Consider the following 25,247-nt stretch of genomic DNA (forward strand, 5'->3'; position numbering starts at 1 on the left):
CCATTGGAGGTACATTTCAATGAAAACTAGAAAGATCCCGATGCGTAAAGATATTGTAACTAACCAAATGTTTCCAAAACGCGAGCTAGTCCGGGTGGTTAAAAACAAAGAAAACGAAGTATCCATTGATCCAACTGGGAAAGCTGCTGGACGCGGTGCTTACATTGGACTAGACGTCGAAATTGCTAAGAAGGCCAAGCAAAAGCGGATTTTTGACCGTACTTTTCAGGTTAAAATCGATGATCAATTTTATGATGACTTAATTGCATACGTTGATCACCAACAAGCCCGTAAAGAATTGTTTGGGGATAAATAATGAAACCCGCAGTTCAACAATATTTAGGGCTAATGCGCCGGTCGGGAAACTTGACGACGGGGCAAGAATTGGTCTTGAATTTAATTAGAAGCAAAAAAGCCAGGCTAGTACTTTTGGCAGAAGACATTGGAGAATCCAGTAGGAAGAGAATTATTGATAAATGCCATTTTTATGAAATCCCGGTAGTCGTTGCTGGCTCAAAAGCAGAAATTTCGGCAGCAATTGGACAATCGCGCTCGGTAGTGGCAACCACCAATAAGGGTTTCGCAGAAGGGTTCCTCAAGAGATTAAATGAATAGGAGCGTGAAACGATGGGCAAAAAAAGAATTTATGAATTAGCCAAAGAAATCAACGTTTCGAGTAAAGAAATTATTGAAAAGGCTCAAGCAGATGGTCTTGACATCAAGAATCACATGTCAACACTCGATGCCGATTCAGAAAAGCACCTTCGGGAAGCTTTTAAGAAAAATGCTGGCTCCGAAAAACCGGCAGAAAAGCGGACACCGAAGTTCCGCTCTAGTAAAACTGGTAAGACCGTTGTGAAAAAGAGCGGCCAACCAAATAAAAATGGTGCGAAGGGTATTCAAAGATTGAAATCAAACACTAACGATAACAAAAATACAGATCATACAAAAGAAGAAAAGCGGCAAAGTAATAACCGAACACGGGATAACCGCAATCACAACCAAAACCGTAATCGAAACCAAAATAACGGTCAAAATCGGCCAAAGCGTGAACAAAGCGAACGCCAAGACAAGCAAAAGGCGATTCGGGCATCAGTTGCGGAAGCAGCACGAATGGCAGCTCAAGCAAATCGCGAAATTGCTCATGAAAAGCCCCAACCTGCTCATAAAAAGCACGTAAGAAATAATGCTGAACGTCCACAAGAACATAAGCGTTCAAATCAAAACCACTCTAACACTACCCCGCAAACTAACAAGCGGCCGGTGGTTGCGGAAGCAGTGGCTGCACCTGAAGCAAGCAAAGAACGGACAAACAATAACAAAAACTACGGTTCGAAGAACGGCAACCGGTTTAACAATAACCGGGGCAACAACCGTCCTTTCAACAAAGAAAACCGTAAAAACAAGAAGAAAAACCGTAAGGCAAAACGCGACGGTCGTTTGAAAGAAAGCCAAAAGAAGGTCGTTACGGCTCGTAAAGAAAAGCCGTTGCCAAAGGTACTTGAATATAGCGAAGGCATCAACGTTGCGGAAATTGCTAAGAAGATTCACCGTGAACCAGCTGAAATCATCAAGAAGTTATTCATGATGGGTGTAATGGTTAACCAAAATCAATCACTTGATAATGACACGGTTGAACTATTAGCGGCCGATTACGGAATCGAAGCACAACAAAAAGTGGAAGTTGATATTTCAGATATCGACAAGATGTTTGAAGATGAACAAAAGAACACGGATCATCTTGAAAATCGTCCGCCAGTAGTTACCATCATGGGACACGTTGACCATGGTAAAACTACTTTACTAGATAAACTTCGTCATAGTCACATTACAGAAGGCGAAGCTGGTGGGATTACTCAAGGAATCGGTGCTTATCAACTTAAGCATGACGACAAGCTAATCACCTTCTTAGATACTCCAGGACATGCGGCCTTCACTGAAATGCGTGCGCGGGGTGCTGACGTGACTGATATCACCATCTTAGTTGTCGCTGCAGATGATGGGGTAATGCCACAAACTATCGAAGCGATTAACCATGCTAAGGCTGCCGAAGTGCCAATCATCGTTGCGGTTAATAAGATCGATAAGCCAGGTGCAAATCCTAACCACGTAATGGAACAACTCACGGAATATGGTTTGATTCCTGAATCATGGGGTGGCGACACGATCTTTGTTGAAATTTCAGCTAAGTTTGGTAAGAACTTAGACGAATTACTCGACATGATCTTGTTACAAGCTGAAGTCTTAGAACTAAAAGCTAACCCTGAACAAAATGCGGCTGGTTCCGTAATTGAAGCTCAATTGGACCCTGGTAAAGGTTCAATTGCAACTGTTTTAGTACAACAAGGAACTATGCACGTGGGTGATCCAGTTGTAATTGGAAACACGTTTGGTCGGGTTCGGACAATGACTAACGAACATGGTCGGCGGGTTAAGGAAGCTACTCCATCAACCCCAGTTGAAATTACAGGACTAAACGACGTTCCTGAAGCTGGTGACCGTTTCGTAGTCTTCGATGACGAAAAATCAGCACGGGCAGCCGGTGAAGAACGGGCAAAACGTGCTCAAATGGAAGAACGCAAACGTAACAACCACGTTACTTTAGATAACCTCTTCGATTCACTTAAGGAAGGTGAAATGAAGAAGGTTGACATCATTATTAAAGCTGACGTTCAAGGTTCGGTAGAAGCCTTAGCAGATAGTTTACAAAAAATTGATGTTGAAGGCGTCCGGGTTAACATTATTCATAAGGCCGTGGGAGCAATTAACGAAAGTGACGTCACTTTAGCTGCCGCAAGTAACGCGATCATTATCGGATTCAACGTGCGGCCAACGGCACAAGCTAAGCAAATGGCTGACTCTGAAGACGTTGAAATTCGGCTACACCAAGTTATTTACAAGGCAATCGAAGAAGTTGAATCCGCAATGAAGGGAATGCTTGAACCGGTTTACGAAGAGGAAGTAATCGGACAAGTTGAAGTTCGGGAAACTTACAAAGTTTCTCGGATTGGAACCATTGCTGGTGGATACGTAACTGAAGGATTTATCACCCGGGATGCTGGCGTACGCTTGATTCGGGATGGCGTGGTCATTTACGATGGTAAGCTAGGCAGTCTCCGGCGCTTCAAGGACGATGTTAAGGAAGTTAAGCGCGGATTTGACCTTGGTCTAACAATCGAAAAGTATAACGACATTAAAGTCGGTGATGTAATTGAAGCATACCGGATGAAGGAAGTCCCAGTCAAATAGTAAGGGGGATTTGAAGATGGCTCGACAATATCGTGCAGATCGTTTGTCACAAGAAATTGAAAAAGAAGTCAGTGACATTTTACGTCGCCGAGTTCGTGACCCTCGCGTGCAGGGAGTTACGATCACGGGGGTAGACGTCACTGGTGACTTACAACAAGCGAAAATTTATTACAGCATCTTATCGGATAAAGCTTCTGACGACGAAAAGACCCGTAAAGGTCTCGAAAAGGCGTCGGGGTTGATCCGCAAAGAACTAGGCAGTCGGTTATCAATTTATAAAACACCAGAATTGATTTTTGAAAGAGATCATTCTGTACAGTACGGTGAAAAAATTGATCAGCTGATTAATAAACTTAATCGTGACTAAGTTAAAAGAGCAATCATGGACAGGAACGTTTCCAGCAAGTAAGCAGCTTATGGGAACCATTCCAGGTCGAATGGTTGCTCTTTTTAAGTTAGTGGGAGATACTGATTGGGATGAACATTTTGTATTCCACGGTATCTACTGTAAAATACTTAAGAAGAGCAAATTTGCACGAGGAATGTGAGGTTTATTTTGATGGATGGAATTATTCCAATTAATAAGGAACGCGGAATGACTAGTCACGACGTGGTTGCTAAGGTGCGTGGAATTTTAAGAACCAAGAAGGTCGGCCATAGCGGTACCCTAGATCCTAGCGTGGATGGGGTTTTACCGGTTTGCGTAGGCCGCGCTACAAAAGTGGTAGATTACTTAATGCGCTTTGGTAAAACTTATCAAGGATCAATTACGTTAGGCTTGGCGACCACCACTGAGGATCTGGATGGAGAAGTGGTGGAACGGCAACCCTTAAGTAAACCACTAACGGACGCTCAAATTGGTGCAGCCTTAAAGCAAATGACCGGGGAATTAACTCAAATTCCACCAATGTATTCCGCTGTGAAGGTTAATGGGCGCAAGTTATATGAGTATGCTCGTGCCGAAGAAACGGTGGAGCGGCCTAAAAGAAAAATCCAAGTGTACCAGTTTAAACAAATTCGCCCTACGGAGTTCGACGAGGAAAAGGGAGAACAAACTATTTATTTTGAGGTGCAGTGTGGTAAGGGAACTTACGTTAGGACTTTAGCAGTCGATTTTGGTCGGCAATTTGGGTTGCCAGCCGTAATGTCTGATTTAACTCGGACAAGTAGCGGAGGGTTTGAACTAAAAGAGTGCGTTACTTTGGCAGAACTTGAGCAGGCTCGTGACGAAGACCGGGTCGAAAGTGATGTGCTACACCCGATTGACCATGCTTTAGCAAAGTTTGAGGCAATTGAAATTACTGATTCAGAGTGGCAATTAGTTCAAAATGGGGGCTTTTTGAAGCGCGCACTTACCGAACCGGTTGTTGCCGTTAAATATAAAGGTAAAATTCAGGCGCTGTACCAATACGACGAATCTCGTCAAGTATACCGCCCAGAAAAAATGTTGTTGGTGAGATAAATGCAAATAATTAAGATACATCATCCGTATGATAAAAAAATGATTCCCGAAGAAAAGGTGGTGCTTGCTTTAGGATTTTTTGATGGCATGCATCGTGGTCACCAAGCCGTAATTCAAAAGGCTCGTGAGATTGCGAACGCTAAGGGCTTAGCGTTGGCGGCAATGACTTTTGATCACCACGCTTCGGTAGTTTTCCCCAAGCCGCAGCACCGTTTTAGCGCGTTAAGCTACCTAACTTCTGTATCTCGGAAAGCAGAGTTAATGGAAGCGGCGGGAGTGGATATTCTTTACGTAGTTAACTTTACTTCCGCATTTGGCAGTTTAACCCCGCAAGAGTTTGTTGACCAATACATGGTCGGATTAAATGCTGAAGTGGTGGTGGCCGGTTTTGATTATACTTTTGGGCCAGTTGCCACGGCTAATATGGATACGTTGCCAGAAATTGCGCAACACCGTTTTGAAGTAGTTAAAGTACCTAAAATCATTGCACAAGGGCAAAAAATTGGATCGACCGCCATTCGAAACGCCGTTGCCGACGGGGAGATTGACGAAGCTAACCGGTATTTAGGGTACCCCTTTGAAACTAATGGTTTAGTAGTCCACGGCGAAGCGCGGGGAAGGACCCTTGGGTTTCCTACCGCGAACATTGTTAGCAATCCTAATCAAATCACTCCTGGGATTGGCATTTACGTTGTGGAAATTAAGATTGCCGATACATGGTACCAGGGGATGGCCTCGGTAGGACGCAACGTTGTCTTCGGGGACGGGCGCCCCGTAACTACGGAAATTAACATTTTAGATTTCAATCAAGAAATTTATGGTGAGACGGTCCGGGTTAAATGGCACCACCGCTTACGGGGAGAAGTTAAGTTTGCTTCGGTGGACGCGTTAATTGCGCAATTGCACCAGGATGAAGCAGATACGCGTGCATTTTTTAAGAAGCGTTAAAGTTGTCTGACCAAGCTTGACTAAAGTTGACATTTCTACAAACCTCTGGTATCTTAATAGTTGTTCTTAGCACTCCGACTTTCTAAGTGCTAAAAGAGGTGATTTTCATGTTGACTGATCGTGAATTATTGATTTTAGAGGAAATTGTTCAAGAATATACGGAAAATGGTAAACCGATTGGTTCCAAGGCGGTAATGAACAATCTGCCGATTAAAGTTAGTTCGGCCACGATTCGCAACGATATGGCTAAATTAGAGGACTTGGGTTTAATTGAAAAGACCCATTCTTCTTCAGGCCGGGTCCCATCGCTAATGGGGTATCGTTATTATGTTGATCACTTGCTTCGCCCAGAAGAAGTCGATCAGACGGAAGCACTACAGATTCAAAGGGGACTAGCAACTCATTTCCAAGAAGTTGACGACATTGTTCGAACTTCAGCAGAAATGCTTTCCAATTTAACGCATTATACAGCTTTAACGCTTAAGCCGGAGCAAAAGGGAGCCACGTTAGACGGTTTCCGAATGGTTCCGTTAGGCGGCAACCAGGTGATGCTGATTTTAGTTTCTAGTAATGGCGACGTTACTAGCCAACAATTCAGTATCCCACACGAGATGAACGGCGAAACCTTAGAACGGGTAGTTCGGATCATGAACGACCGGTTGGTAGGCAAAACGCTGAGCCAGGTATATTACCATTTGCGGACGGACATTCCGCAGGTAGTGGAAAAATACTTGCAGAGTGACGCAGGAGTTTTGGACGTTTTCCAAGACATCGTTACCCGCTCAACTCGCGACCGCTATTTCGTGGGCGGTAAATTAAACGTTCTAAACTTTTCGAAAAATGTGGATGTAAATTCGCTTCGAGGGTTACTAACGCTGTTTAATGAAAATGAGCAAATTAACGGACTGCTAGGTAATAAGCGGAGTGACTTGGATGTGAAAATTGGCGACGAGTTAAGTAACGCGTTGCTAAAGGATTTTAGTTTAATTACGGCAACTTACGATGTGGGAAGCCGTGGTAAGGGACTAATTGCCATTCTTGGTCCAACCAGTATGCAGTATTCGAAGACTTTGGGCTTGATCAATACGTTTAGGTACCAATTATCACACCGAATCCTACAATACTACAAGCATCTTGATGACAGTTAGGAGGATTGAATTGGCAAAGGAAGACGAAAAGGCAAAATCAGCTTCAACCGAAGCAAAGGTTGAAGAAGAAAGTAAGGGCGCTGACAAGCAAGCTAAAGCAACGGCCCAAGACGAAAAGAATAATCAAAAGGATTCCGCAAAAGATTCAAAGCAAACTACTTTAGGTCCTGCGGAAATTGAAAAAATTACGGCGGAACGTGATGAGCTTTCCGACAAGTATATCCGCGCGCAAGCTGAAATTGTGAACATGCGCCGTCGCAACGAAAAAGAACAAGCTAGTCTTTTAAAATATGATGGTCAAAAATTAGCAAAGGCAATTTTACCTGCGTTAGATAACTTGGAACGAGCTTTGACAGTGGAAGCTGAGCATTCAGAACAGCTGTTGAAGGGGGTAGAGATGGTTCAAAAGGACCTCTTAAAAGCCCTTAAAGAAAATAATATCGCTGAAATCGAGGCAGACGGTCAAAAGTTTGATCCTAACCTCCACCAGGCGGTCCAGACCGTTCCAGCAGATGATGATCATCCTGCGGATACCGTGGTTAAGGTATTTCAAAAGGGTTATATTTTAAAGGATCGAGTATTACGGCCAGCGATGGTTGTTGTTGCTCAATAAAAGATAGAGAAAGAGGGATTTTAGACAATGGCAAGTAATAAAATTATTGGTATTGACTTAGGTACTACAAACTCTGCAGTTGCTGTCATGGATGGTGACAAACCTAAAATTATCACTAACCCAGAAGGGGCACGGACAACTCCATCAGTAGTTGCTTTCAAAAATGGCGAAACACAAGTAGGTGAAGTAGCAAAGCGGCAAGCAATTACTAACCCTAACACCATTTCTTCAATTAAGCGTCACATCGGGGAAGCTGGATACAAAGTAACGGTAGACGGCAAGTCATACACCCCACAAGAAGTTTCTGCAATGATTTTGAGCTACATCAAGAAGTTTGCGGAAGACTACCTTGGTGAAGAAGTTGATCAAGCCGTTATCACGGTTCCAGCTTACTTCGATGATTCTCAACGGCAAGCAACCAAAGACGCTGGTAAGATTGCTGGTTTGGAAGTTAAACGAATCATCAACGAACCAACTGCTTCTGCGTTAGCTTACGGTTTAGATAAGAGTGACAAGGATGAAAAGATCTTGGTATACGACCTTGGTGGTGGTACTTTTGATGTTTCGATCCTGGAACTCGGCGACGGTGTTTTCCAAGTACTTTCAACAAACGGTGACACGCACCTCGGTGGGGATGACTTTGACCAAAAGATTATTGATTGGTTAGTTGAAGGCTTCAAGGAAGAAAACGGCATTGACCTTTCTAAAGATAAGATGGCTCTTCAACGTTTGAAGGACGCTGCTGAAAAAGCTAAGAAAGATTTATCTGGGGTTAGCGAAGCACAAATCAGCTTACCATTTATTTCCGCTGGCGAAGCTGGTCCATTGCATTTGGAAAAGACTTTGACACGGGCACAATTTGATCAATTAACCGCAGACTTAGTTGCTAAGACTAAGGTACCAGTTGACAACGCCCTTAAAGATGCTGGCCTATCAGCTTCTGACATTGACCAAGTTATCTTAAACGGTGGTTCAACACGGATTCCAGCTGTTCAAGAAGCCGTAAAGAACTGGACGGGTAAGGAACCTAACCATTCCATTAACCCTGACGAAGCCGTTGCCCTTGGTGCTGCCGTTCAAGGTGGGGTTTTAACTGGTGATGTTAAAGACGTTGTTTTACTTGACGTTACTCCACTTTCACTTGGTATTGAAACCATGGGTGGTGTGTTCACTAAGTTAATCGACCGGAACACTACGATCCCAACTAGCAAGTCTCAAATCTTCTCTACCGCAGCAGATAATCAACCAGCTGTAGACATTCACGTACTTCAAGGTGAACGTCCAATGGCGGCAGATAATAAGACGCTGGGTCGTTTCCAACTAACGGACATTCCAGCTGCTCCACGGGGAGTTCCACAAATCGAAGTTAAGTTCGATATCGACAAGAATGGTATCGTTAACGTTTCTGCTAAGGATAAAGGTACTGGTAAGGAACAAAAGATTACCATCAAGAGTTCATCGGGTCTTAGTGATGAAGAAATCGATCGGATGATGAAGGAAGCTAAGGAAAACGAAGAAGCCGATCGCAAGCGTAAGGAAGAAGTTGACCTTCGTAACGAAGTTGACCAATTGATCTTCACAACCGACAAGACTTTGAAGGAACTTGAAGGTAAGGTTTCTGAAGACGAAATCAAGAAGGCTAAAGACGCTAAGGAAGCTCTTGAAAAAGCACAAAAAGATAACAACTTAGAAGAAATGAAAGCTAAGAAGGATGATTTGAGCAAGATTGTCCAAGACCTATCTGTAAAGCTTTACCAACAAGCTCAACAAGCCCAAGGCCAAGCTGATGGTGCTCAAGGTAACGACCAGAATACCGGTAATAACGACGACAACACTGTCAATGGGGATTTCGAAGAAGTCGATCCTGACAAAGACAACAAATAAATAAGTGATTAGCAATGAAGGGTCGAAGTCGTTGACTTTGACCCTTTTGCGGTGATTAACGGTTAAAACTGGTAAAAATCATGGAGGATGAATATGGCTGGAAGTAAAGATTACTATGACATTCTGGGAGTCAGTCGCGATGCATCTGAAGATGAAATCAAGAAGGCTTATCGACGCTTGTCGAAAAAATACCATCCCGATATCAACAAAGAGCCGGGAGCGGAACAAAAGTTTAAAGACATTAACGAAGCTTACGATGTCTTAGGGGACGCGCAAAAGCGTGCGCAGTATGATCAATTTGGTTCCGCTGACGGCAACGCTGGTTTTGGTGGCGGTGGTTTCGGCGACCAAGGCGGCTTTGGTGGTTTTGGCGGCGGCTTCGACGACATTTTCAGTTCTTTCTTTGGTGGTGGCCAACGACAGGCCGCTAACCAGCCACGACAAGGAGAGGACCTACAGTACCAAATGACGCTTAAGTTTGAAGAAGCGATTTTCGGTAAAAAGTCGACGATTAAGTATTCACGAGAAGCCGAATGTAAGACCTGTGGCGGATCGGGTGCTAAACCAGGGACTTCGCCAGAAACCTGTCATAAATGTCACGGAACGGGTAGCATTCAAGTTACTCAAAACACTCCGCTTGGTCGGATGGTTCGGCAACAGGTTTGTGACGTATGTAACGGAACTGGTAAAGAAATTAAAGAGAAGTGCCCAACTTGTGGTGGTACTGGACACACTAAGCAAGAACATGAAGTAAAGGTTTCTGTTCCAGCCGGTGTTGAAGATGGTCAACAAATGCGGCTTCAAGGTCAAGGTGAAGCTGGTTATAATGGCGGACCTTATGGTGACCTTTACATCATTTTCCAAGTACAGCCAAGTAAGATTTATGAGCGCGAAGGTTCAGAAATTTACTATGATCAGTCAATTTCTTTCGTACAAGCTGCACTGGGAGATGAAATTGAAGTACCTACCGTTCACGGCAAGGTTAAGCTAAAAATCCCAGCTGGTACGCAGACGGGAACTAACTTCCGCTTGAAGGGCAAGGGAGCTCCTCGTTTACGAGGCAATGGCAACGGTGACCAACACGTCCACGTGAAGGTTAAGGTGCCTAAGAAGCTGAATGCTGGCCAAAAAGAAGCTTTGAAACTCTTTGCTAAGGCTAGTGGGGAACACCCGTCAGGCAACGGCAAGGGCGGTTTCTTTGATAAATTTATGAATTAATTAAACTAATGTACATTTAAAAAAGGCGAAAGTAGTGGAACTAAGATTCCGTGCTTTCGCCTTTTTGGATTGCTTTTAAACTAATTCGAAATTTAATTGCTGTGATATATTTTTAATACCGGGAATAATTTTTAATGGTTTGTTTTAGGCGTGTTATCGTGTTAAAGTGCGACAACATAGACTATCCGGGGTTTTATAAAATCTTTTTTTGTGAATGCGTGGTTATGAATATAATAACTAAAATGATATAATTGAGGCTACATACAATTTGAAGAAGGTTTAAATATGAACAAGAAAATAGCTAGATATCTATTAATATGGCTAAAATCAACATGGCTTTATTCAAAGCCTGTCTGGAACTTTGTTAGTTTAAGCGACTGGTTATTACTATCAGTGGCAGTATTAATAACCAATAGTATTGGTTTTTTACTTAGTGATATTTGGAATGCAACTTTTATTTTAATGAATGTTGGCTGCTTTTTTGGAACAATTGTTTGTTTGATGCCACGTCATGACGAGCCCTTAATAAATGCAATTAAAGGAATAGCTTTTATTGGCTTAGGAGGAGTAGTAGGAATTTTGTTTTCAGGTTTTCCACTCTTACTGGCAATAGTAATTACCGGAGGTCTATTTTTAACAGGAATTACATATAGTTTTAGTATCAACACATTCTTGAGATACTTGTTTTGTGTGCTAGCCGTTATGGCAACTGCAGGACTAAAAATTGGCGTTTCTACAGCTAATATGTTTTTAGGCTTGTTATCTTTTATCACCGGAATGGCAATTGTAGCACTAATATTTTGTCTTTATAATAAGAGACTTAATATATCTTTGCCCATGACTGCAAGTCTATATAGTCAGTTAGTTTTAATTTCAAACAACAAAAAAGCGAATTACTTTGAAGAAAGAACCAAAGTTTTAGAGGCAGTAGAAATAATGCCAAGAATTTACCAAGTGCGTGATCCCTGGGTGTTTCAGGTGGTTAAATCCGCAGATAAAATTCTTACTAGGATAACCTGGAATAAAAACAAAAAAATACCGAGGCATTAAGTTATATAGTGCAATTACTACAAGGTATGAACGTTCCTCAGCCTGCTAAATTGGAGAATGCTGATAGTGAAATACAGCAAGTTATTAGTATTTTAAACACAAAGCAAGAACGTGCTAGGACATTTTCAAAAAGAAGCTTTTCTCTTGCAAACGAAATAAAAACACTTAAAAAAATGGTTTCAACCACCTCAAACACAACACTTCGATTTGCGAGCCGCCTAGCTTTAACAGGTTTAGTATGTTACGTTTTATCGTTAGCTATGGATCAATTTATGATTATGCCACTAGAAAAACATAGTTTTTGGATTCCCTTATCTGGATGCTTAATGGTGATGCCAGGCGTCCATGATACATTAGGAAAATCAAGTGCGCGCGCCTTCGGATCATTATTCGGCGCATGTTTAGGAGTTTTACTATTTTCCATATTATTTCCATCACAAATTAATAATAAATTGCTTTACGCCGTAGTTTCAACTATACTGATTATTTTGTTTTTGACCATCAAAAAATTTAGTCAATTTTTCTTAATGATTAGCGTAACTTTTTGGCTAGTATTTTTATTAGGAGGAAGCATAGCTGGGGTAACTCGGATAGTTGATGTAATAATTGGGGGAAGTGTCGCTATTTTGATCTTGCTAATTTTTCCGGCAAAATCTAACGACGACTTTGCAGAAAACTTAGAGGATTGGGGGAAAGTAGCGGGATATATACTTTTATATATGTCAAATGAAGAAAAACTGAGCGACTTAAAAGAAAAGGACTTTAATACTTTATATATAATGCAGGATAAACTTAAACGTTCTGCAAACGAATTTATAATAGCAAATCGCGTGAAAAACGATTATGAGACGGTTTGCCTGATTGAAAGTATTAAGACATTAACTTCAAAAATTGAATTACAAATTGTGCAAATGAGGGAACATATTAAATTAGCAACGGTCCAGTTGCATGAGGTCCGGGGAGAATTTCAAGAATATTATGCTAGATTAAATTCTTTGACTAATTCTACAGAAATTGAGAAAAAAACTAAGGAGCAAAAACAAAGTTTAGACCATTACTATTTTGCTGAATTAAATTTAAATATAAAAAGATTGGAAATGGAAGTTGGACAAATACGGGCGGCTAATAAAGTATTTATTAACTCATAGTAATGATCTTCAATAGTAAAGCAAACCTAGCTTTTAGAACTTTTTCTAACTCCTAAGACTAAGCTAGTTTTGCCGGCAAAATTTGTAATTGTAAAAATAGAAAAGCAATGAAGTTCAGGAATGTCCTTTACTGTCATTGCTTTTTTAGTTTATGCATAAATTTAATTCAAAATCGCCGTTCCTAAAGTCAAGTAGGTAGCAAATAAGATCCAGATCAAGTACGGAACCATTAGACTAGCGGCTAATTTACTAGTTTGCCAAAATTTTTTCACACACCAAATCACTAGTGCATCGAGTACGATGATAATTAAAAAGCTGATCCAGCGGTTGCTTGCCCCAAAGAAAATGATGCTCCAAATGAAGTTTAAAACTAATTGGCTGATAAACAAAATCAAGTTATTTTGGCGTGCGTTGGTCCGGTCACGAAGAATTAAATAACCGACAATCCCAATCATTAGGTATAAAATTGGCCAGACAATGCCAAAAATAAAGTCAGGTGGGGCTAAGGGCGGCAACGTTAAGTTGTTATAAATTGCTTTAATATCACCTGATAATATCCCCGATAGGCTTCCGACCAATTCTACAACGATAATGCTAGCAATCAATAAGATCCAATTTGGATTTCTTTTAGTCATTAAATCATTCCTCCTTCAAATTTAAAACAATTACCCGGTTAGATTAGCTTAAGGGTAACAAAGAGTCGATAGTTTGCATAATAATTTGCTTAAAACGGGACGCCATAATTAAAAGAGGCTGAAAAAAATATCTTAGGATGTTAACTTTAATAAAGCCAAACGTCAGTTTACGCTGTTTAACATAAAAGCCATTCTAATGCAGGGGCTCAGATCTAGACATTCAAAAATCCCTCCATGATTAACAGATAAATTATGATATTTCATCTGTCAGCCACAAAGGGATTATCACATTATGCCCAATCCAGGCATCACGTCGATTTTTAGTTAATACGGATAAGCTACCCGACTTTTAGTGCACGCTTTCCGTAAAGTCGTAGTGCAAAAAATTAACGATTGTTGTAACGTGCGTCGTCTTCGGGGCGATGACTAAGCATCCCGAGGAATTTTAAGCTGTATAGGGCGCTTAAACCTACTAAAATATATACAATTTTAGAGATGATTGCTGTTTGCCCGCCGAATAAGGTAGCTACTAGGTCAAATTGGAAAAGTCCTACCAAGAGCCAGTTAATACCTCCGACAATTACCAAGATTAATGCTGTAAGATCCAATGCTTTCATAATAAATCTCCTCCCATAAGGTTATTATTTTTGGAACACCTTAAGCTTAGCAAATTCACTAATGGTTAAGCTAAGAATATGCTTAACTATGCTTATAAAAAATATTTTTTTCTCGCAAATTGCGTTGAGGAAAATCGTTGCCGATGTTAAGCTTATTCTGTATATGAAAGCGCTATTTTATTAAGGCTTAAGTGCGGGAGGTAAAAATGCAAGATATTCCAAAAGTTGTTCGGGTAGCATTGCTGCCGAGTTTATTTCTGCGAGTAGAATTTGCTGACGGTGCGGTAAGGTATTGGCGCTCGGCGATCAATAAGACAGAGCTGGACTTGTTAAAAAAAGCTGGAAACCTGCGTAAAGGACTTACTCAACTAACACCTGAGTACTACTGGCTAGGAACTCAAGCTACATTTGGCCAAGATAACACGTTTGCAATTAACCGGGTTATCTATGATGGTAATGAGATTTACAAACAAGGGAATCGGCAACCAACTTAAATTTTAGAAAAATAAATCAATAAAGGACCTTGAGGTTGCATTAATGCAACCTCGGGGTTTTTATTTGGTTAAATTAAAATATGAGGTTAATGGAAAAGGCTTGCATTTTTCATGTCGAATCAGTTATAGTGTAATGTATAAATAGAACACCATAACTGAACGGAGGTTGAAAATTAATGTTGGAGGTAAAACAGCTTGATGTATTTATCGGTAGAAAACAAATTATCAAAGGGGCGTCTTTTCAAGTTGGCGATGGGGAAATTGTCGGCTTGATTGGACCAAATGGAGCAGGAAAAACGACGATTATGAAAACCATCTTAGCCTTGACAAAATTTAAGGGGCAGGTCTTGGTAAATCATCAAACGGTTACCTCAAATCACCATCAAGCCCTTCTTAAAGTAGGGGCGTTAATTGAACACCCCGCGTTGTATCCGTACATGACGGGCCGGCAAAATTTGGCTTTGTACGCACAAAGCGAGGTCGAAATTGATGAACTCGCACGTGCGTTGGAAATGGAAACTTATATTGACACCCGGGCAAAGGGATATTCGTTAGGGATGAAGCAAAAACTGGGGATTGCGTTAGCATTATTAAATCACCCGGATCTAGTGATTTTGGACGAGCCCATGAACGGACTCGACGTGGAAGCGACCATTTTAGTTCGTAATCTAATTTTACGGATGGCCCAAAAAGGGACCGCTTTCCTGATTTCTAGTCATATTTTGAGTGAGCTTGAGCGGGTGGTTTCTAACGTGGTTTTGATTAATAAAGGCAAGATTTTATTAACCGATTCATTAAAAAATTTCCAACGCGGGAATTCTCGTTATTACCAGATTACAACCGACAATTTATTTGCTAGCTATGAATTATTGGAAAGTCACGGGGTGGTAAGCGAGCTACAAAAAGATTATTTAAAGATCAACGCTCCAGATCTTCAAGCAGCCGAAAAACTGTTGGTGGAAAATGAGCAGTACTTATTAACGGTGGCTCCAGAAAAACTAACCTTTGAACAGCAAGTGGTGAAGTCGCTTAGAAGTCGCCAGGAGGTGCACCAATGAGAAACAGTTTGCAACAAGAGTTCTATAAATTCATTCATCGCCGAGGCTGCTGGGGCGGCATCGTAGCTCTTTGGTTGCTTATGGCCGTTTCGGTTTGGCTTGAAGGGACGACGTTTGATTCAGTTGCCCAAAGCTATGATTGGGGCAAATGGGCTGCGCTGGTGATGAGTATTTTGGTAGCAACTGATTTTGGCGGGGAATACGAAAATGAGACCATTGACACGTTATTTTATAAGAACACCAGCCGTGGCGGGGTTTTTCTTGCTAAATTACTAGTTCTACTGGGCTACGTACTTATTTTAAGTTTGGCAGGAGGAATATTCACAATGGTGATTCAGGCAACCCGTGCTCCTAGTACCTTGACATGGGATCTAGTGATAAACCACCAGTCCCTTTGGAATGCCGCGCTTTTGACGGGGTTAGGAGCCTCCGGGATGGTTGCTTTAATCACCGTTTTAACCATCGGTGTGACTTGTTTGACCCGGAGTAAAATCGTGGCTATGGGATTTAGTTTCGTATTGATTTTTACCGGGCCAACCTTGGCAGGGGCACTCCCCAAAATTATTGATGGGCCGTGGATCAAGTGGAACCCCTTGAACATGTTGCAACTTGCAAGTCAGGTCGCAAATCCAGCTTTAAAGAGCGTTACTAAACTATCCACAGCGCAACTAGCTTGGGGAACGACAATTTACGCCGTTATTTTTACCATGCTAAGTTACCTGTTTTTTAGTTGGGGACAACGAAGTAAATAGGAAGGTGAAATTTTGATAACCGTTATTAATCAAGAAGCTTATAAGTTGATACATAAAAAAATAACTTGGCTTGCGCCGTTTTTAATAGTTTTACTAATGATTCCTTTCATCATGTCTTTTGATGATGCCATTTCGGCGCCCTGGCTGGTAATGTCGAGTTTTGGAATTGATGAAATTGCTCCTTTGATAATGATTTTAGTTGCGGCAACCTTTTTTTCATCGGAGTTTAAGCAACGAACAATATTGACGATGTTAGCAAAAACTCCCAGTCGAAAGGATGTCTACTTAGCAAAATTAACCGTTGTCGGGCTCTGTGACGTTGCGATACATGGTTTTGCGGTAATAATGACCCTAATTTTAAATTTTGCGCTACCAAAATTTCGCTTAGACTTATTTAAACCGTATTTGTATCACCAAAGTCTTTTAACTAACGTGCTAACCATGACCCTGGTTGATATTTTGGTAACCATGTTCTTAGTCAGCATTCTCTTCTTAATTTCTTGTTCGATTACTGAAAATGCGGTTGTTTTAGCAATCAGTTTAGGAGTTTTCTTTATGGGGCAAATTGTGCCTCCTGGAATCCAATTTTTACCACAGCAATATCTCCACTGGCTCCGTTGGAATCCATTAAATATGATGTTTTTACCCTTACAATACGCAAATTACCCAGTGTATCACGATATGTCGCACCTTTCGACGTTGCAATTAGGGGTGGCGACTGCGGGATATGCCATCGTCTTTGCCGTTTTGGGTTACCAAATTTTTCGGCGGCGGCATTACTAAGAAGGCTGTTCCTTGGTTAAATAATACTTTTGAATTTGGTCCATAAGAATGGTTGTTTTGGGCGAAGGCGGAATGTCCGCTGGAAAAACCAAGGCAAGCGCTTGTTTTAAACCAGGTTCCTCAACTGAAATCACTTTTAAGTCGGCATGGCCGGCTTTTTGTGTTTCAAAAAAGGAGCGGGTGACGAGTGCTATCCCGGTTAATTGGCTAAGCGCGCTAATGCAGGCTGAATAAGAGGTTACTTCAACTAGGTATTGAGGCGACAAATGTTGATTTAAAAACAGTTGGTCGAGGGTTTGACGAATGGCAAATTGCGGATCTAAAACAATTAATGGTACTTTGGTAAGTTGCGTAAGCGTGATGTTCTCGAGAGTGTGGTACGGCCCCGTTTTAGTAGTAACGGCAATAATTTCGTCGGTGAATAAGTAACGGTAATTAATGGCGGGATTATGAATGGGCAAAAAAGCTATTCCAAAATTAATTTCAGCGTTTAAAAGCTGTTTCAAGGTGCTAGCAGAGGTATTTTCTCGTAACGTGAATGACGTGTGTGGGTTAATTTTTTGAAATGTCTTCAACAGTGGCGTTAAAAGATGGGTTCCAGACAAGCCAATTTTAATTGAGGCAGGTTCCGAACGTGGCTGAAGTGCCTGTTTGGTGGCACGAACTTGCCGTAAAATTTTACGGGCATGGGATTGTAAAATCAAGCCAGCATTAGTAAGCATGATGTGGCGCCCAACTTTCAAAAATAATGGTTGTCCAATTTCCCGTTGCAAATTACTCATTTGGACACTCAGGGTAGGTTGAGCAATAAATAGCCGTTCGGCTGCTTGGTGGTAATTAAGTTCTTCACTCAAAACTAGGAAATACTCTAACTGTCTTAAATTCATTAGGACGCCTCCCATCGATAGTAAAAGTTAATTACTCTAATAGTTTTTTGAGAATTGTTTCTTTTTGCTTTTAATCTTATCATGTTTTTGAATTATATTTGTGAAATTTTTAACTTTAGGAGAGTGGCAGATGAAACAGAACTTGAATCGGTGGGTAATGCTCACGGCGCATGTGCTAATTAACTTTGTTTTAGGCGGAGTTTACGCTTTTAGCTTTTTTAAAACGCCTTTAATTGCGCAATATCATTGGGATCCGGCAGTTTTATCATTAGCGTTTTCCATAAATATGGGGATCATCCCCCTACCCATGATTTGGGGCGGGGCATTAATTGATCGTGGACATGGGAAATTAGCAATTGTGTTAGGTGGAGTCTTATTTTCAATTGGATTCATTCTATCCGGATTTGTAAAAACATTACCGTTGCTATTATTAACGTACGGTTTAATTGCGGGAATAGGAAGCGGGTTGGCCTTCACGGGCAACCTTAATAATGCAATTAAGTTTTTTCCTGATAAAAGGGGATTAGCTTCAGGCTGCGTTCTGGCTGGCGTTGGCGTGGGTACTCTTTTATGTACCGCGCTGGCGCAGTTCTTCTTGACCAAGATGAATATTAGTCAGTCTTTGTTTTGGCTAGGGATGGTTTATTTAGTAGTGATTTTTGTAGTTCAATTTTTCATTCGCAGTGCACCGGCCAAGGATAGCAAACAGCTGGTGGCTTCTAAAATGGAGCAAAACTGGCGGGGAATGCTAAAAGACCGGCGTTTTTGGCTGATGTTTTGGATCATGGCCTTTGGTGTATTTTCTGGGATGGTCATTAGTAGTTCGTCGGCGCAAATTGGGATGGGAGCGTACGGCTTAACTGCTGGTGCGGTGGTAGTTAGTGGAGTTTCCATTGCTAATTCCGTCGGTCGGCTAATCTGGGGAACGGTTTCCGACTGGTTGGGTGAGTACCATACTTTAGCACTAGTTTACGCACTAATGGCGCTTTTTATGGTCTTACTACTGCTTGGTAAGGGAAATACAAGCCTTTTTTACGTTTGTGCATTAGGCATCGGCTTTTGCTATGCAGGTGTGTTAGCTGTGTTTCCAAGTATCACCAGCGCTAATTTTGGGCTACGTAACCAAGGATTAAATTATGCGTTTATTTATTTTGGTTTTGCAATTGGCGCGGTGGTTGCCCCATACGTAACGGCCGCTTTCTTTAAGTATACGCATTCTTTTGCAATCGTCTTTATTATTGCAATGGGGTTGTTAGTTTTAGGAGTACTCGCAATTTATTTATTAAAGGCTTGGGCTAAAGAGGCTTTACAAAGAATCGAACAAAAAGGAGTGAAAAAATTATGAAAGTAGCAATTGCAGGAGCTGGCGCAATGGGGTGTCGTTTTGGCGCAATGCTTGCCGAGGCTGGTGTGCAAGTTACGTTGATTGACCAATGGCAAGAACATATTCAAACAATTAATGAATCAGGTTTGCGAGTGGAAAATGAGCAAGGGACTCAAAACTACCATATTCCAGCACTTTTTCCAGAACAAGCAACTGGGCGATTTGACTTGGTAATCGTCTTTACCAAGGCGATGCAGATGACGGATTTTCTGCACAAAATCATCCCCATCATTGATGAACAAACCACTTTACTTTGTTTATCAAATGGTTTTGGCAACGAAGAAACTTTAAGACAGTTTGTCTCAGCAGACCAAATTTTAATTGGGGTGACACTATGGTCTTCCGAGCTGCTAGGACCAGGGCAAATTAAAGCAACGGGAAAGGGGCGCATTGATTTTCAGGCAGTTTCTTCTGATTTTGCTCCAGCAAAGTTAACCACGGTGCTAAATCTTTTGAATGAAGCAGGACTCCAAGCAAGCTTAGTCAAAAATGTCCACGAATCGATTTGGCGAAAAGCTGGTTTTAACAGTGTGATTAATCCCTTATCCGCCTTATTAAATTGCAACGTGGCGGAATTTGGGCAATTGAATTACGGAACCCAACTTACCGATTTAATTTTAGAAGAAATTAACGCGGTAGCACAGGCTGAAGGAATTCCCTTTAGCGTAAGGATAATTAAACAAATGCTGGAAGCACAGTTCAATCCCCAGGCTAGTGGGCAACATTATCCATCGATGCATCAAGATTTGAATAAGCAACGCCTCACGGAAATTGATTTTTTGAATGGCTACATAGTCAAACTAGGCCGAAAGCATCAACTCGCCACCCCAGTAAACCAAATGATTACGGGATTAATTCATAGCAAGGAGCAATTGGGGCAGTTAGGGTGAGCTTGATGGACAGAAAAATTTGTTTAATAAAGCTGTTTTGAAGGTCCCTTAAATAATTAGGTGGTTGGCCATATTTTAGAAATTGAGGAGGTACTTTAATTTCTGAATCCCGGCCTTAGCCTAATAAAAGGGGGCTTTTTAATTCACTATATAAATTAAAACAAAGGATGACTTTTCTAAAACAGACGGGTAAGATGAGGAGGGCTAGTTAAACGGATTGGTTAGAAACTTTAATAAAATGCTGGAGGTAGGCCTGAAAATTTAACTATTTAACCAACGTTTACCAGCCCAGGCGGTTCGCGAAATCCCGCCTCAAATTAAAACTAGGAGTGATTTATTGATGAGTAAAATTAACCGTAACATTGCGGCAACTGGCGTAGTTGCGGCGCTTTACGTGGCAATCACGCTAATTTTTGCTCCCATTAGCTATGGAGTAGTCCAGTTAAGGTTGTCAGAAATGTTTAACCATTTAGCCGCGTTTAACAAGCGCTATATTTTTGCGGTGACCCTCGGCGTGTTGATTGTAAACATTTTCAGCCCGTTGGGAGTGGTGGACATGATTTTTGGTACAGCCGGGACGCTAATCGGAACTACGCTAACCTACTTTACGGCACGAAACATCGGTGCCAAACCACTTAAATTCTTAATCGCTACGCTCTGCCAATTACCCGGAATGTTTTTAGTGGATTTAGAAATGCACTTATACATGAATTTGCCGCTCTTTCCCACTTACTGGGTTTTAGCCCTGGGAGAAATTGCATCGATGGCAATTGGCGCGGTGATTATTTACCTAATTACCAAGAAAATTAACTTATATGAATAATTTATAAATTAAAGAGGGATTTAAATGACTTTTGAAAAAATCTTACCAATTTTAAAGCAAGGCGGAAAGGCAATTCGCCAACAATGGAACGGTGACGAAGAGTTTGTAATCGTGGTGGAAAACCAAACGTTTGCGGGGGTTCCAGTAACCCCGTATATGCTAATTAAGACCACTAGCGAGGGATACTCCAGCTTTGCGCCCACGGTATGTGACGTGTTGGCAGATGATTGGCAGGTTGTAGAATAATGTCGCAGATCACCGAGTTTACCGATTGCCAAGTAGTGGTGACCGGAAGCAATTCTGGAATTGGGTTAGCACAGGCCCAAGCCTTTTTAGAACAAGGCGCCCTTGTGTGGGGATTTGATCAAAACATTGATCAAATGGACCAAATTCAAAAACAATATCCCAACCATTTTAAATTTACGCAAGTGGACTTGTCCGATCCCTTAGCGGTTACAAAAGCCCTTCAACCTTTAGAAAGGATCGACATTCTATTAAATACGGCCGGGATGCTAGACGACTACTTACCAATTGAAGACACGTCTTTAACCCTATGGCAGCGGATCCTCAATAATAACGTTACCAGTATGTTTAACGTTACCAAAACCGCGTTGCCTAAAATGAAGCATTCTGGAGTAATTATTAACATGGCTTCAATTGCTGGAATGGTTGCGGGAGGCGGAGGAATTGCTTATACCGCTTCAAAACATGCCATCGTTGGTTTTACAAAGCAGCTTGCAATGGATTGTGCACCTAAGGGGATTCGAGTTAACGGAATTGCTCCGGGATGTATTGATACCCCGATGAACGCAAAGGATTTTGCGGATGGGGGTGAAATTGCTAAGGCAGTTGCTCAAGAAGTTCCGGTAAAACGTTGGGCAAAGCCCACTGAAGTCGCCAGCGTGACCCTATTCTTGGCGAGTCAGGCAGCAAGCTATCTACAAGGAGTGATCATTCCCGTGGATGGTGGTTGGGTAGCTAAGTAAAACTACTGGAAATTTTTATAATTAATAATAAAACAACCTGGTTGCTAAAGCACGATAAGGCATTAGCAATCAGGTTGTTTTTATCTGGGATTGGATTTACTTAAGCGCTAATTTCTGCGCTATCAGTTGTAGCTAAGATAGCAGTTACTAGTTTTTGGTAGTCGTCCGTAACGACGAGCTGCTTTCGATAGATGGATTCCATAAAGGCGGTATCAACAAAATTATCCAGTAAACTAATTAAGTGATCATAGTATCCGTTAATATTCAAAATACCGACTTTTTTAAGTGGAACCAATCCAATTGCCATATCGGACAACAATTGACTAACTTCTTCTAAAGTTCCCAAACCGCCTGGCAAAACTAGGTAGGCGTCGCCCTTATTGATTAATAACTCTTTTCGCTTTGCCATGGTTTTGGTGGTAATAAAGGAAGTGGTGTTTTTGCGCGGTAGCTCATCTTCAAAAAGACCTTCGGGATAAATCCCGGTCACTTTGCCACCGTGGTCTAGAACGCCCTGGCTAATTGCCCCCATGGTTCCTGAAGTGGACCCTCCGTAAACTAGTTCAACGTTTTTTTGAGCTAGGGTAGTGCCAATGTTATAGGCGACCTCTTTAAAATTGGGGTGATTTCCCGGACGGGAGCCACAAAATACCGTTATTTTCACAAAAATTCCCTCCTCGTTTTCGAAGTGTCTAGTATAAGACATTTTAAACGGGGGTGTCAATGCATAACGGGTAAACAATTTATACCCGTTGGGTTAGTGATGAGTTAATTCCGCGCACGAATAAACCGATTGCGATACTTTAAGGGAGTAGAATTCATTTCTTTAGCAAAGACGTTGGTAAAATATGCCGAGGATGAAAAACCACATTCTTGGCTGATTTGAGTAATATTTAACGAACTTTTTCGTAAAAGCGAACAGGCCTTCTGCAATTTTAACTGGTGAACATACTGACTCGGTTTTTTACCAAGATAACGCTGAAATAACTTATATAAGTAAGAACGATCTACGTTGTTATTAGCAGCAATTTGGCTGATTGTGAGTCCTGAAGCAAAATTTTCGTCGACGTAAAGTAGTATTTTATCAAAAATCTGTTTTCCTTGGTTAACCGGATTGTTTGCGTGATTTTCTTGTTGTAGATAATCCAATAAAGAATAAACGGCGCTTAACGACTGGAAGTTTTGTTTGTCTTTAAACGCTTGGTAAACGTGGTTAAATAGCATTTCTTTAGTTTTATCAATGGAGGCGTTAATTACGAAATTCCGGCGGCTAAGTCCGATTTGAGCTAAATACTTAGCAGTTAATTCGCCCGAAATTCCGACCCACACATACGTCCAAGGATCGGCCTTATCAGGATAATAAATATTGGGGCAGTTAGCGGGCAACAAAAATGTATCGCCAGCCGAAAGGTGTTGTAAGTCGGAATTGCCGGCTGAAAAGTAACCTTTGCCGTCCATAACGTAGTGAAGCACCCAATAGTCAATCGGGATGTATTCAAAAGGCTTAGTGGGCTGACATTTTTCATAGCCGACTTCGTAAATGTGAAATTCTGCGCTAAGGGGACCGTTATCTACAAGAATGCTGACGTCTTCTGTAAAATGGTTATTCATTTGGGTTAACTCCTTATTGGTTAATGTCAACAAAATTACAATAAATGGGCAACAATTATTATGTCCGTGAATATGTAAGCGCTTTATAATTCAAGTATAGCAATTGCTTAATCTAGATGAAAGAAGGCTTTACAATCATGAACAATTCAAGAGAGCGTTTAGGACCAGTAGCCCTAATGTTGATGACCTTTTCAGCAGTTTTTGCTTTTCCCAGCATTGTCAACAATAGTATTCAAATTGGTTTAGCGACCATTCCTGGATACATATTTGGTTCGGTATTTTACTTTCTCCCGTTTATTTTGATGATTGCCGAATTTGCTTCAGCCAACGCAGAAAATGAATCTGGCATTCACAGTTGGCTAGCTTCAGTTCTCGGAGAACGCTGGGCCTTTTTGGGAGCATGGTCGTATTTTTTTGTTAACCTATTCTTCTTCTGTTCGTTGCTACCCAATACCTTGATTTATGCTTCGTATTCTTTTGTGGGTAAAAACGTTTTTGAAGGTAGCCATGGTACGAAGGTGATTGCAATTATTTCAGTAATTTTGTTTTGGATTATGACTTGGGTTTGTATCAAGGGAGTTTCTTGGATCTCGAAGGTAACTAATTTTGCGGGAAGTGCCCGGTTATTTATGGGCGTCGCGTTTGTTATTTTAGCTTTTATCGTTGTTTTTGGGTTTGGCAAGGCGCCGGCACAAGATTTTACGCTAAAATCGATTACTCCTAAGTTTAACTGGACGTTCTTCATGACGATGGCTTGGATTCTTCAAGCCGTGGGCGGTGGTGAAAGTATCGGAGTCTACATTAAAGACGTGAAGGGTGGCAATAAGACCTTCGTTAAAACAATGATTGGTGCCACCGTGATTGTAGGAATTATGTATATTTTAGGGGCCGTTGCAGTTGGTCTAGTGGTTCCTACTGAAGTATTGAAGGGAAATTTTTCAAATGGGATTTTTGATATTTTTAAAATTCTCGGTAACTATTTCAACATTCCTGGAGGAGTAATGGTTCGATTAGTGGGAGTGATTTTATGCTTGGGGAGCTTAGGTTCGTTAGCCCTTTGGACGGCAGCCCCGGTAAAGGTGTTCTTTTCTGAAATTCCAGAAGGTGTTTTTGGTAAGTGGTTAGTACGGACTAACGAAGAAGGTAACCCCACTAACGCTTTAATTGTTCAGGGAATTATTGTAACAACTTTGCTGATTGTACCGGCGTTAGGGATTGGAAGTATGGACAGCTTTTTAGAAACCCTCATCAACATGACCGCTTCGACGTCTTTGCTGCCAGTATTATTCTTGCTGATTGCCTATATTCAACTTCGTTGGAAAAAGGATGATATGCCGCGGAGCTTTAAGCTAGGGCACCGGGCGTTTGGGATTACGGTAGGAATTTTTCTGTTACTGACCTTCATCTTTGTATTCTTCATGTCCACCGTACCAGACCCCCATTTAATTATGCAGGAAATCCACGGCACGTTGCCCAAGGGGACCGCTAGTCCAATCGGAATGTTGGTTTATAACGTGGTCGGCTTAATCGTGTTCATGGGCTTTGCGTGGATTTGTTGGTACCGTTATGAACGCAAACAACGACTTAATTAGGTAAAGGAAGGTTAA

At 41.4% G+C, this 25,247-nt stretch carries 27 protein-coding genes; 22 read left to right on the forward strand and 5 right to left on the reverse strand.

The features are described 5' to 3' along the window. Positions 1–19: 19 nt before the first annotated feature. From rnpM to HMPREF0623_RS01775, 12 genes are all read left to right on the forward strand, one after another. Entirely contained in the window at positions 20–316 is a 297-nt protein-coding gene (rnpM, locus tag HMPREF0623_RS01720) for an RNase P modulator RnpM (RefSeq protein WP_002831551.1), read from the forward strand. Next, positions 316–615, forward strand: a complete 300-nt coding sequence (locus HMPREF0623_RS01725) for a L7Ae/L30e/S12e/Gadd45 family ribosomal protein (protein WP_002831553.1) — start codon at positions 316–318, stop codon at positions 613–615. Before rnpM ends, HMPREF0623_RS01725 begins: the two co-directional genes overlap by 1 nt. Before the next feature lie 12 nt (positions 616–627). Further along, complete coding sequence (gene infB / locus HMPREF0623_RS01730) at positions 628–3,249, forward strand: translation initiation factor IF-2 (protein WP_004165813.1); 2,622 nt, start codon at positions 628–630, stop codon at positions 3,247–3,249. 16 nt (positions 3,250–3,265) lie between these two features. Next, on the forward strand, positions 3,266–3,616 hold the full coding sequence (rbfA, locus tag HMPREF0623_RS01735; RefSeq protein WP_002831556.1) for a 30S ribosome-binding factor RbfA: 351 nt from the start codon (positions 3,266–3,268) through the stop codon (positions 3,614–3,616). A gap of 192 nt (positions 3,617–3,808) precedes the next feature. Further along, positions 3,809–4,711, forward strand: coding sequence for a tRNA pseudouridine(55) synthase TruB (gene truB, locus HMPREF0623_RS01740; RefSeq protein ID WP_004165815.1), 903 nt, complete (start codon positions 3,809–3,811; stop codon positions 4,709–4,711). After that, positions 4,712–5,659: a riboflavin biosynthesis protein RibF gene (gene ribF / locus HMPREF0623_RS01745; protein WP_004165816.1), complete on the forward strand. Its 948-nt coding sequence runs from the start codon at positions 4,712–4,714 to the stop codon at positions 5,657–5,659. 107 nt (positions 5,660–5,766) lie between these two features. Beyond that, complete coding sequence (gene hrcA, locus HMPREF0623_RS01750) at positions 5,767–6,807, forward strand: heat-inducible transcriptional repressor HrcA (RefSeq protein WP_004165817.1); 1,041 nt, start codon at positions 5,767–5,769, stop codon at positions 6,805–6,807. After that, positions 6,797–7,420 (forward strand): nucleotide exchange factor GrpE, encoded by a 624-nt coding sequence (grpE, locus tag HMPREF0623_RS01755; protein WP_004165818.1) that lies wholly within the window; start codon positions 6,797–6,799, stop codon positions 7,418–7,420. The genes hrcA and grpE overlap by 11 nt, the downstream gene beginning before the upstream one ends. A 27-nt stretch (positions 7,421–7,447) precedes the next feature. After that, entirely contained in the window at positions 7,448–9,304 is a 1,857-nt protein-coding gene (gene dnaK / locus HMPREF0623_RS01760; RefSeq protein WP_002831561.1) for a molecular chaperone DnaK, read from the forward strand. A 93-nt stretch (positions 9,305–9,397) separates the two neighbouring features. Further along, positions 9,398–10,522, forward strand: coding sequence for a molecular chaperone DnaJ (gene dnaJ, locus HMPREF0623_RS01765; protein ID WP_002831562.1), 1,125 nt, complete (start codon positions 9,398–9,400; stop codon positions 10,520–10,522). A gap of 285 nt (positions 10,523–10,807) precedes the next feature. Then, positions 10,808–11,572: a hypothetical protein gene (locus HMPREF0623_RS01770; protein ID WP_004165819.1), complete on the forward strand. Its 765-nt coding sequence runs from the start codon at positions 10,808–10,810 to the stop codon at positions 11,570–11,572. A gap of 8 nt (positions 11,573–11,580) precedes the next feature. Next, positions 11,581–12,720: an FUSC family protein gene (locus HMPREF0623_RS01775; RefSeq protein ID WP_143121386.1), complete on the forward strand. Its 1,140-nt coding sequence runs from the start codon at positions 11,581–11,583 to the stop codon at positions 12,718–12,720. A gap of 161 nt (positions 12,721–12,881) precedes the next feature. Here HMPREF0623_RS01775 and HMPREF0623_RS01780 read toward each other — a convergent pair whose 3' ends face one another. After that, positions 12,882–13,355, reverse strand: coding sequence for a TspO/MBR family protein (locus HMPREF0623_RS01780; protein ID WP_002831564.1), 474 nt, complete (start codon positions 13,353–13,355; stop codon positions 12,882–12,884). 386 nt (positions 13,356–13,741) lie between these two features. Then, a complete protein-coding gene (locus HMPREF0623_RS01785) occupies positions 13,742–13,972 on the reverse strand; it encodes a DUF378 domain-containing protein (RefSeq protein ID WP_002831565.1) in 231 nt (76 codons plus the stop codon). Positions 13,973–14,178: 206 nt separating this feature from the next. Here HMPREF0623_RS01785 and HMPREF0623_RS01790 point away from each other — a divergent pair, with 206 nt between their 5' ends. From HMPREF0623_RS01790 to HMPREF0623_RS01805, 4 genes are all read left to right on the forward strand, one after another. Further along, positions 14,179–14,466, forward strand: a complete 288-nt coding sequence (locus HMPREF0623_RS01790) for a hypothetical protein (protein WP_002831566.1) — start codon at positions 14,179–14,181, stop codon at positions 14,464–14,466. A 176-nt stretch (positions 14,467–14,642) separates the two neighbouring features. Next, positions 14,643–15,524 carry an ABC transporter ATP-binding protein gene (locus HMPREF0623_RS01795; protein ID WP_002831567.1) on the forward strand — a complete coding sequence of 294 codons (882 nt, stop codon included), beginning with the start codon at positions 14,643–14,645 and terminating at the stop codon, positions 15,522–15,524. Beyond that, a complete protein-coding gene (locus HMPREF0623_RS01800; protein ID WP_002831568.1) occupies positions 15,521–16,276 on the forward strand; it encodes an ABC transporter permease in 756 nt (251 codons plus the stop codon). The genes HMPREF0623_RS01795 and HMPREF0623_RS01800 overlap by 4 nt, the downstream gene beginning before the upstream one ends. A 12-nt stretch (positions 16,277–16,288) precedes the next feature. Beyond that, the gene (locus tag HMPREF0623_RS01805; RefSeq protein ID WP_004165821.1) at positions 16,289–17,059 is read left to right on the forward strand and encodes an ABC transporter permease subunit; all 771 of its coding nucleotides are present in this window, start codon (positions 16,289–16,291) and stop codon (positions 17,057–17,059) included. Here HMPREF0623_RS01805 and HMPREF0623_RS01810 read toward each other — a convergent pair. Beyond that, positions 17,056–17,946 (reverse strand): LysR family transcriptional regulator, encoded by an 891-nt coding sequence (locus HMPREF0623_RS01810; protein WP_002831571.1) that lies wholly within the window; start codon positions 17,944–17,946, stop codon positions 17,056–17,058. The genes HMPREF0623_RS01805 and HMPREF0623_RS01810 overlap by 4 nt on opposite strands. A 130-nt stretch (positions 17,947–18,076) precedes the next feature. Here HMPREF0623_RS01810 and HMPREF0623_RS01815 point away from each other — a divergent pair, with 130 nt between their 5' ends. The 5 genes from HMPREF0623_RS01815 to HMPREF0623_RS01835 all read left to right on the forward strand — a co-directional run bounded on the left by HMPREF0623_RS01815 (position 18,077) and on the right by HMPREF0623_RS01835 (position 22,029). Continuing rightward, positions 18,077–19,291: an L-lactate MFS transporter gene (locus tag HMPREF0623_RS01815; RefSeq protein WP_036671229.1), complete on the forward strand. Its 1,215-nt coding sequence runs from the start codon at positions 18,077–18,079 to the stop codon at positions 19,289–19,291. Next, complete coding sequence (locus HMPREF0623_RS01820; RefSeq protein ID WP_004165824.1) at positions 19,288–20,220, forward strand: ketopantoate reductase family protein; 933 nt, start codon at positions 19,288–19,290, stop codon at positions 20,218–20,220. Before HMPREF0623_RS01815 ends, HMPREF0623_RS01820 begins: the two co-directional genes overlap by 4 nt. A gap of 340 nt (positions 20,221–20,560) precedes the next feature. Then, positions 20,561–21,043, forward strand: coding sequence for a QueT transporter family protein (locus HMPREF0623_RS01825; protein WP_002831576.1), 483 nt, complete (start codon positions 20,561–20,563; stop codon positions 21,041–21,043). A gap of 24 nt (positions 21,044–21,067) precedes the next feature. Next, positions 21,068–21,289 carry a DUF2829 domain-containing protein gene (locus HMPREF0623_RS01830; RefSeq protein ID WP_002831578.1) on the forward strand — a complete coding sequence of 74 codons (222 nt, stop codon included), beginning with the start codon at positions 21,068–21,070 and terminating at the stop codon, positions 21,287–21,289. Next, on the forward strand, positions 21,289–22,029 hold the full coding sequence (locus HMPREF0623_RS01835; protein WP_004165825.1) for a 3-oxoacyl-ACP reductase: 741 nt from the start codon (positions 21,289–21,291) through the stop codon (positions 22,027–22,029). Before HMPREF0623_RS01830 ends, HMPREF0623_RS01835 begins: the two co-directional genes overlap by 1 nt. A 100-nt stretch (positions 22,030–22,129) precedes the next feature. Here the strand turns inward: HMPREF0623_RS01835 and HMPREF0623_RS01840 are convergent, their stop codons facing one another. Continuing rightward, positions 22,130–22,693 carry an LOG family protein gene (locus HMPREF0623_RS01840; RefSeq protein ID WP_002831581.1) on the reverse strand — a complete coding sequence of 188 codons (564 nt, stop codon included), beginning with the start codon at positions 22,691–22,693 and terminating at the stop codon, positions 22,130–22,132. A 104-nt stretch (positions 22,694–22,797) separates the two neighbouring features. Beyond that, complete coding sequence (locus tag HMPREF0623_RS01845) at positions 22,798–23,640, reverse strand: AraC family transcriptional regulator (RefSeq protein ID WP_004165827.1); 843 nt, start codon at positions 23,638–23,640, stop codon at positions 22,798–22,800. Positions 23,641–23,756: 116 nt separating this feature from the next. Between HMPREF0623_RS01845 and HMPREF0623_RS01850 the strand changes: the two genes are divergently transcribed. Then, positions 23,757–25,232 (forward strand): amino acid permease, encoded by a 1,476-nt coding sequence (locus HMPREF0623_RS01850; protein ID WP_004165828.1) that lies wholly within the window; start codon positions 23,757–23,759, stop codon positions 25,230–25,232. Positions 25,233–25,247 lie beyond the last annotated feature (15 nt).

Source organism: Pediococcus acidilactici DSM 20284, assembly GCF_000146325.1.
Lineage (GTDB): Bacteria > Bacillota > Bacilli > Lactobacillales > Lactobacillaceae > Pediococcus > Pediococcus acidilactici.

What these genes read in the sequence shown, in the direction of transcription:
- truB (WP_004165815.1), top strand. Translation starts at nt 3,809, where the DNA reads ATGGATGGAATTATTCCAATTAATAAGGAACGCGGAATGACTAGTCAC.
- grpE (WP_004165818.1), top strand. Translation starts at nt 6,797, where the DNA reads ATGACAGTTAGGAGGATTGAATTGGCAAAGGAAGACGAAAAGGCAAAA.
- HMPREF0623_RS01725 (WP_002831553.1), top strand. Translation starts at nt 316, where the DNA reads ATGAAACCCGCAGTTCAACAATATTTAGGGCTAATGCGCCGGTCGGGA.
- HMPREF0623_RS01790 (WP_002831566.1), top strand. Translation starts at nt 14,179, where the DNA reads ATGCAAGATATTCCAAAAGTTGTTCGGGTAGCATTGCTGCCGAGTTTA.
- dnaJ (WP_002831562.1), top strand. Translation starts at nt 9,398, where the DNA reads ATGGCTGGAAGTAAAGATTACTATGACATTCTGGGAGTCAGTCGCGAT.
- HMPREF0623_RS01810 (WP_002831571.1), bottom strand. Translation starts at nt 17,946, where the DNA reads ATGAATTTAAGACAGTTAGAGTATTTCCTAGTTTTGAGTGAAGAACTT.
- HMPREF0623_RS01835 (WP_004165825.1), top strand. Translation starts at nt 21,289, where the DNA reads ATGTCGCAGATCACCGAGTTTACCGATTGCCAAGTAGTGGTGACCGGA.
- rbfA (WP_002831556.1), top strand. Translation starts at nt 3,266, where the DNA reads ATGGCTCGACAATATCGTGCAGATCGTTTGTCACAAGAAATTGAAAAA.
- hrcA (WP_004165817.1), top strand. Translation starts at nt 5,767, where the DNA reads ATGTTGACTGATCGTGAATTATTGATTTTAGAGGAAATTGTTCAAGAA.
- HMPREF0623_RS01800 (WP_002831568.1), top strand. Translation starts at nt 15,521, where the DNA reads ATGAGAAACAGTTTGCAACAAGAGTTCTATAAATTCATTCATCGCCGA.
- HMPREF0623_RS01780 (WP_002831564.1), bottom strand. Translation starts at nt 13,355, where the DNA reads ATGACTAAAAGAAATCCAAATTGGATCTTATTGATTGCTAGCATTATC.
- ribF (WP_004165816.1), top strand. Translation starts at nt 4,712, where the DNA reads ATGCAAATAATTAAGATACATCATCCGTATGATAAAAAAATGATTCCC.
- HMPREF0623_RS01820 (WP_004165824.1), top strand. Translation starts at nt 19,288, where the DNA reads ATGAAAGTAGCAATTGCAGGAGCTGGCGCAATGGGGTGTCGTTTTGGC.
- HMPREF0623_RS01850 (WP_004165828.1), top strand. Translation starts at nt 23,757, where the DNA reads ATGAAAGAAGGCTTTACAATCATGAACAATTCAAGAGAGCGTTTAGGA.
- HMPREF0623_RS01770 (WP_004165819.1), top strand. Translation starts at nt 10,808, where the DNA reads ATGAACAAGAAAATAGCTAGATATCTATTAATATGGCTAAAATCAACA.
- HMPREF0623_RS01830 (WP_002831578.1), top strand. Translation starts at nt 21,068, where the DNA reads ATGACTTTTGAAAAAATCTTACCAATTTTAAAGCAAGGCGGAAAGGCA.
- HMPREF0623_RS01845 (WP_004165827.1), bottom strand. Translation starts at nt 23,640, where the DNA reads ATGAATAACCATTTTACAGAAGACGTCAGCATTCTTGTAGATAACGGT.
- HMPREF0623_RS01815 (WP_036671229.1), top strand. Translation starts at nt 18,077, where the DNA reads ATGAAACAGAACTTGAATCGGTGGGTAATGCTCACGGCGCATGTGCTA.
- HMPREF0623_RS01785 (WP_002831565.1), bottom strand. Translation starts at nt 13,972, where the DNA reads ATGAAAGCATTGGATCTTACAGCATTAATCTTGGTAATTGTCGGAGGT.
- rnpM (WP_002831551.1), top strand. Translation starts at nt 20, where the DNA reads ATGAAAACTAGAAAGATCCCGATGCGTAAAGATATTGTAACTAACCAA.
- HMPREF0623_RS01825 (WP_002831576.1), top strand. Translation starts at nt 20,561, where the DNA reads ATGAGTAAAATTAACCGTAACATTGCGGCAACTGGCGTAGTTGCGGCG.
- dnaK (WP_002831561.1), top strand. Translation starts at nt 7,448, where the DNA reads ATGGCAAGTAATAAAATTATTGGTATTGACTTAGGTACTACAAACTCT.
- HMPREF0623_RS01795 (WP_002831567.1), top strand. Translation starts at nt 14,643, where the DNA reads ATGTTGGAGGTAAAACAGCTTGATGTATTTATCGGTAGAAAACAAATT.
- infB (WP_004165813.1), top strand. Translation starts at nt 628, where the DNA reads ATGGGCAAAAAAAGAATTTATGAATTAGCCAAAGAAATCAACGTTTCG.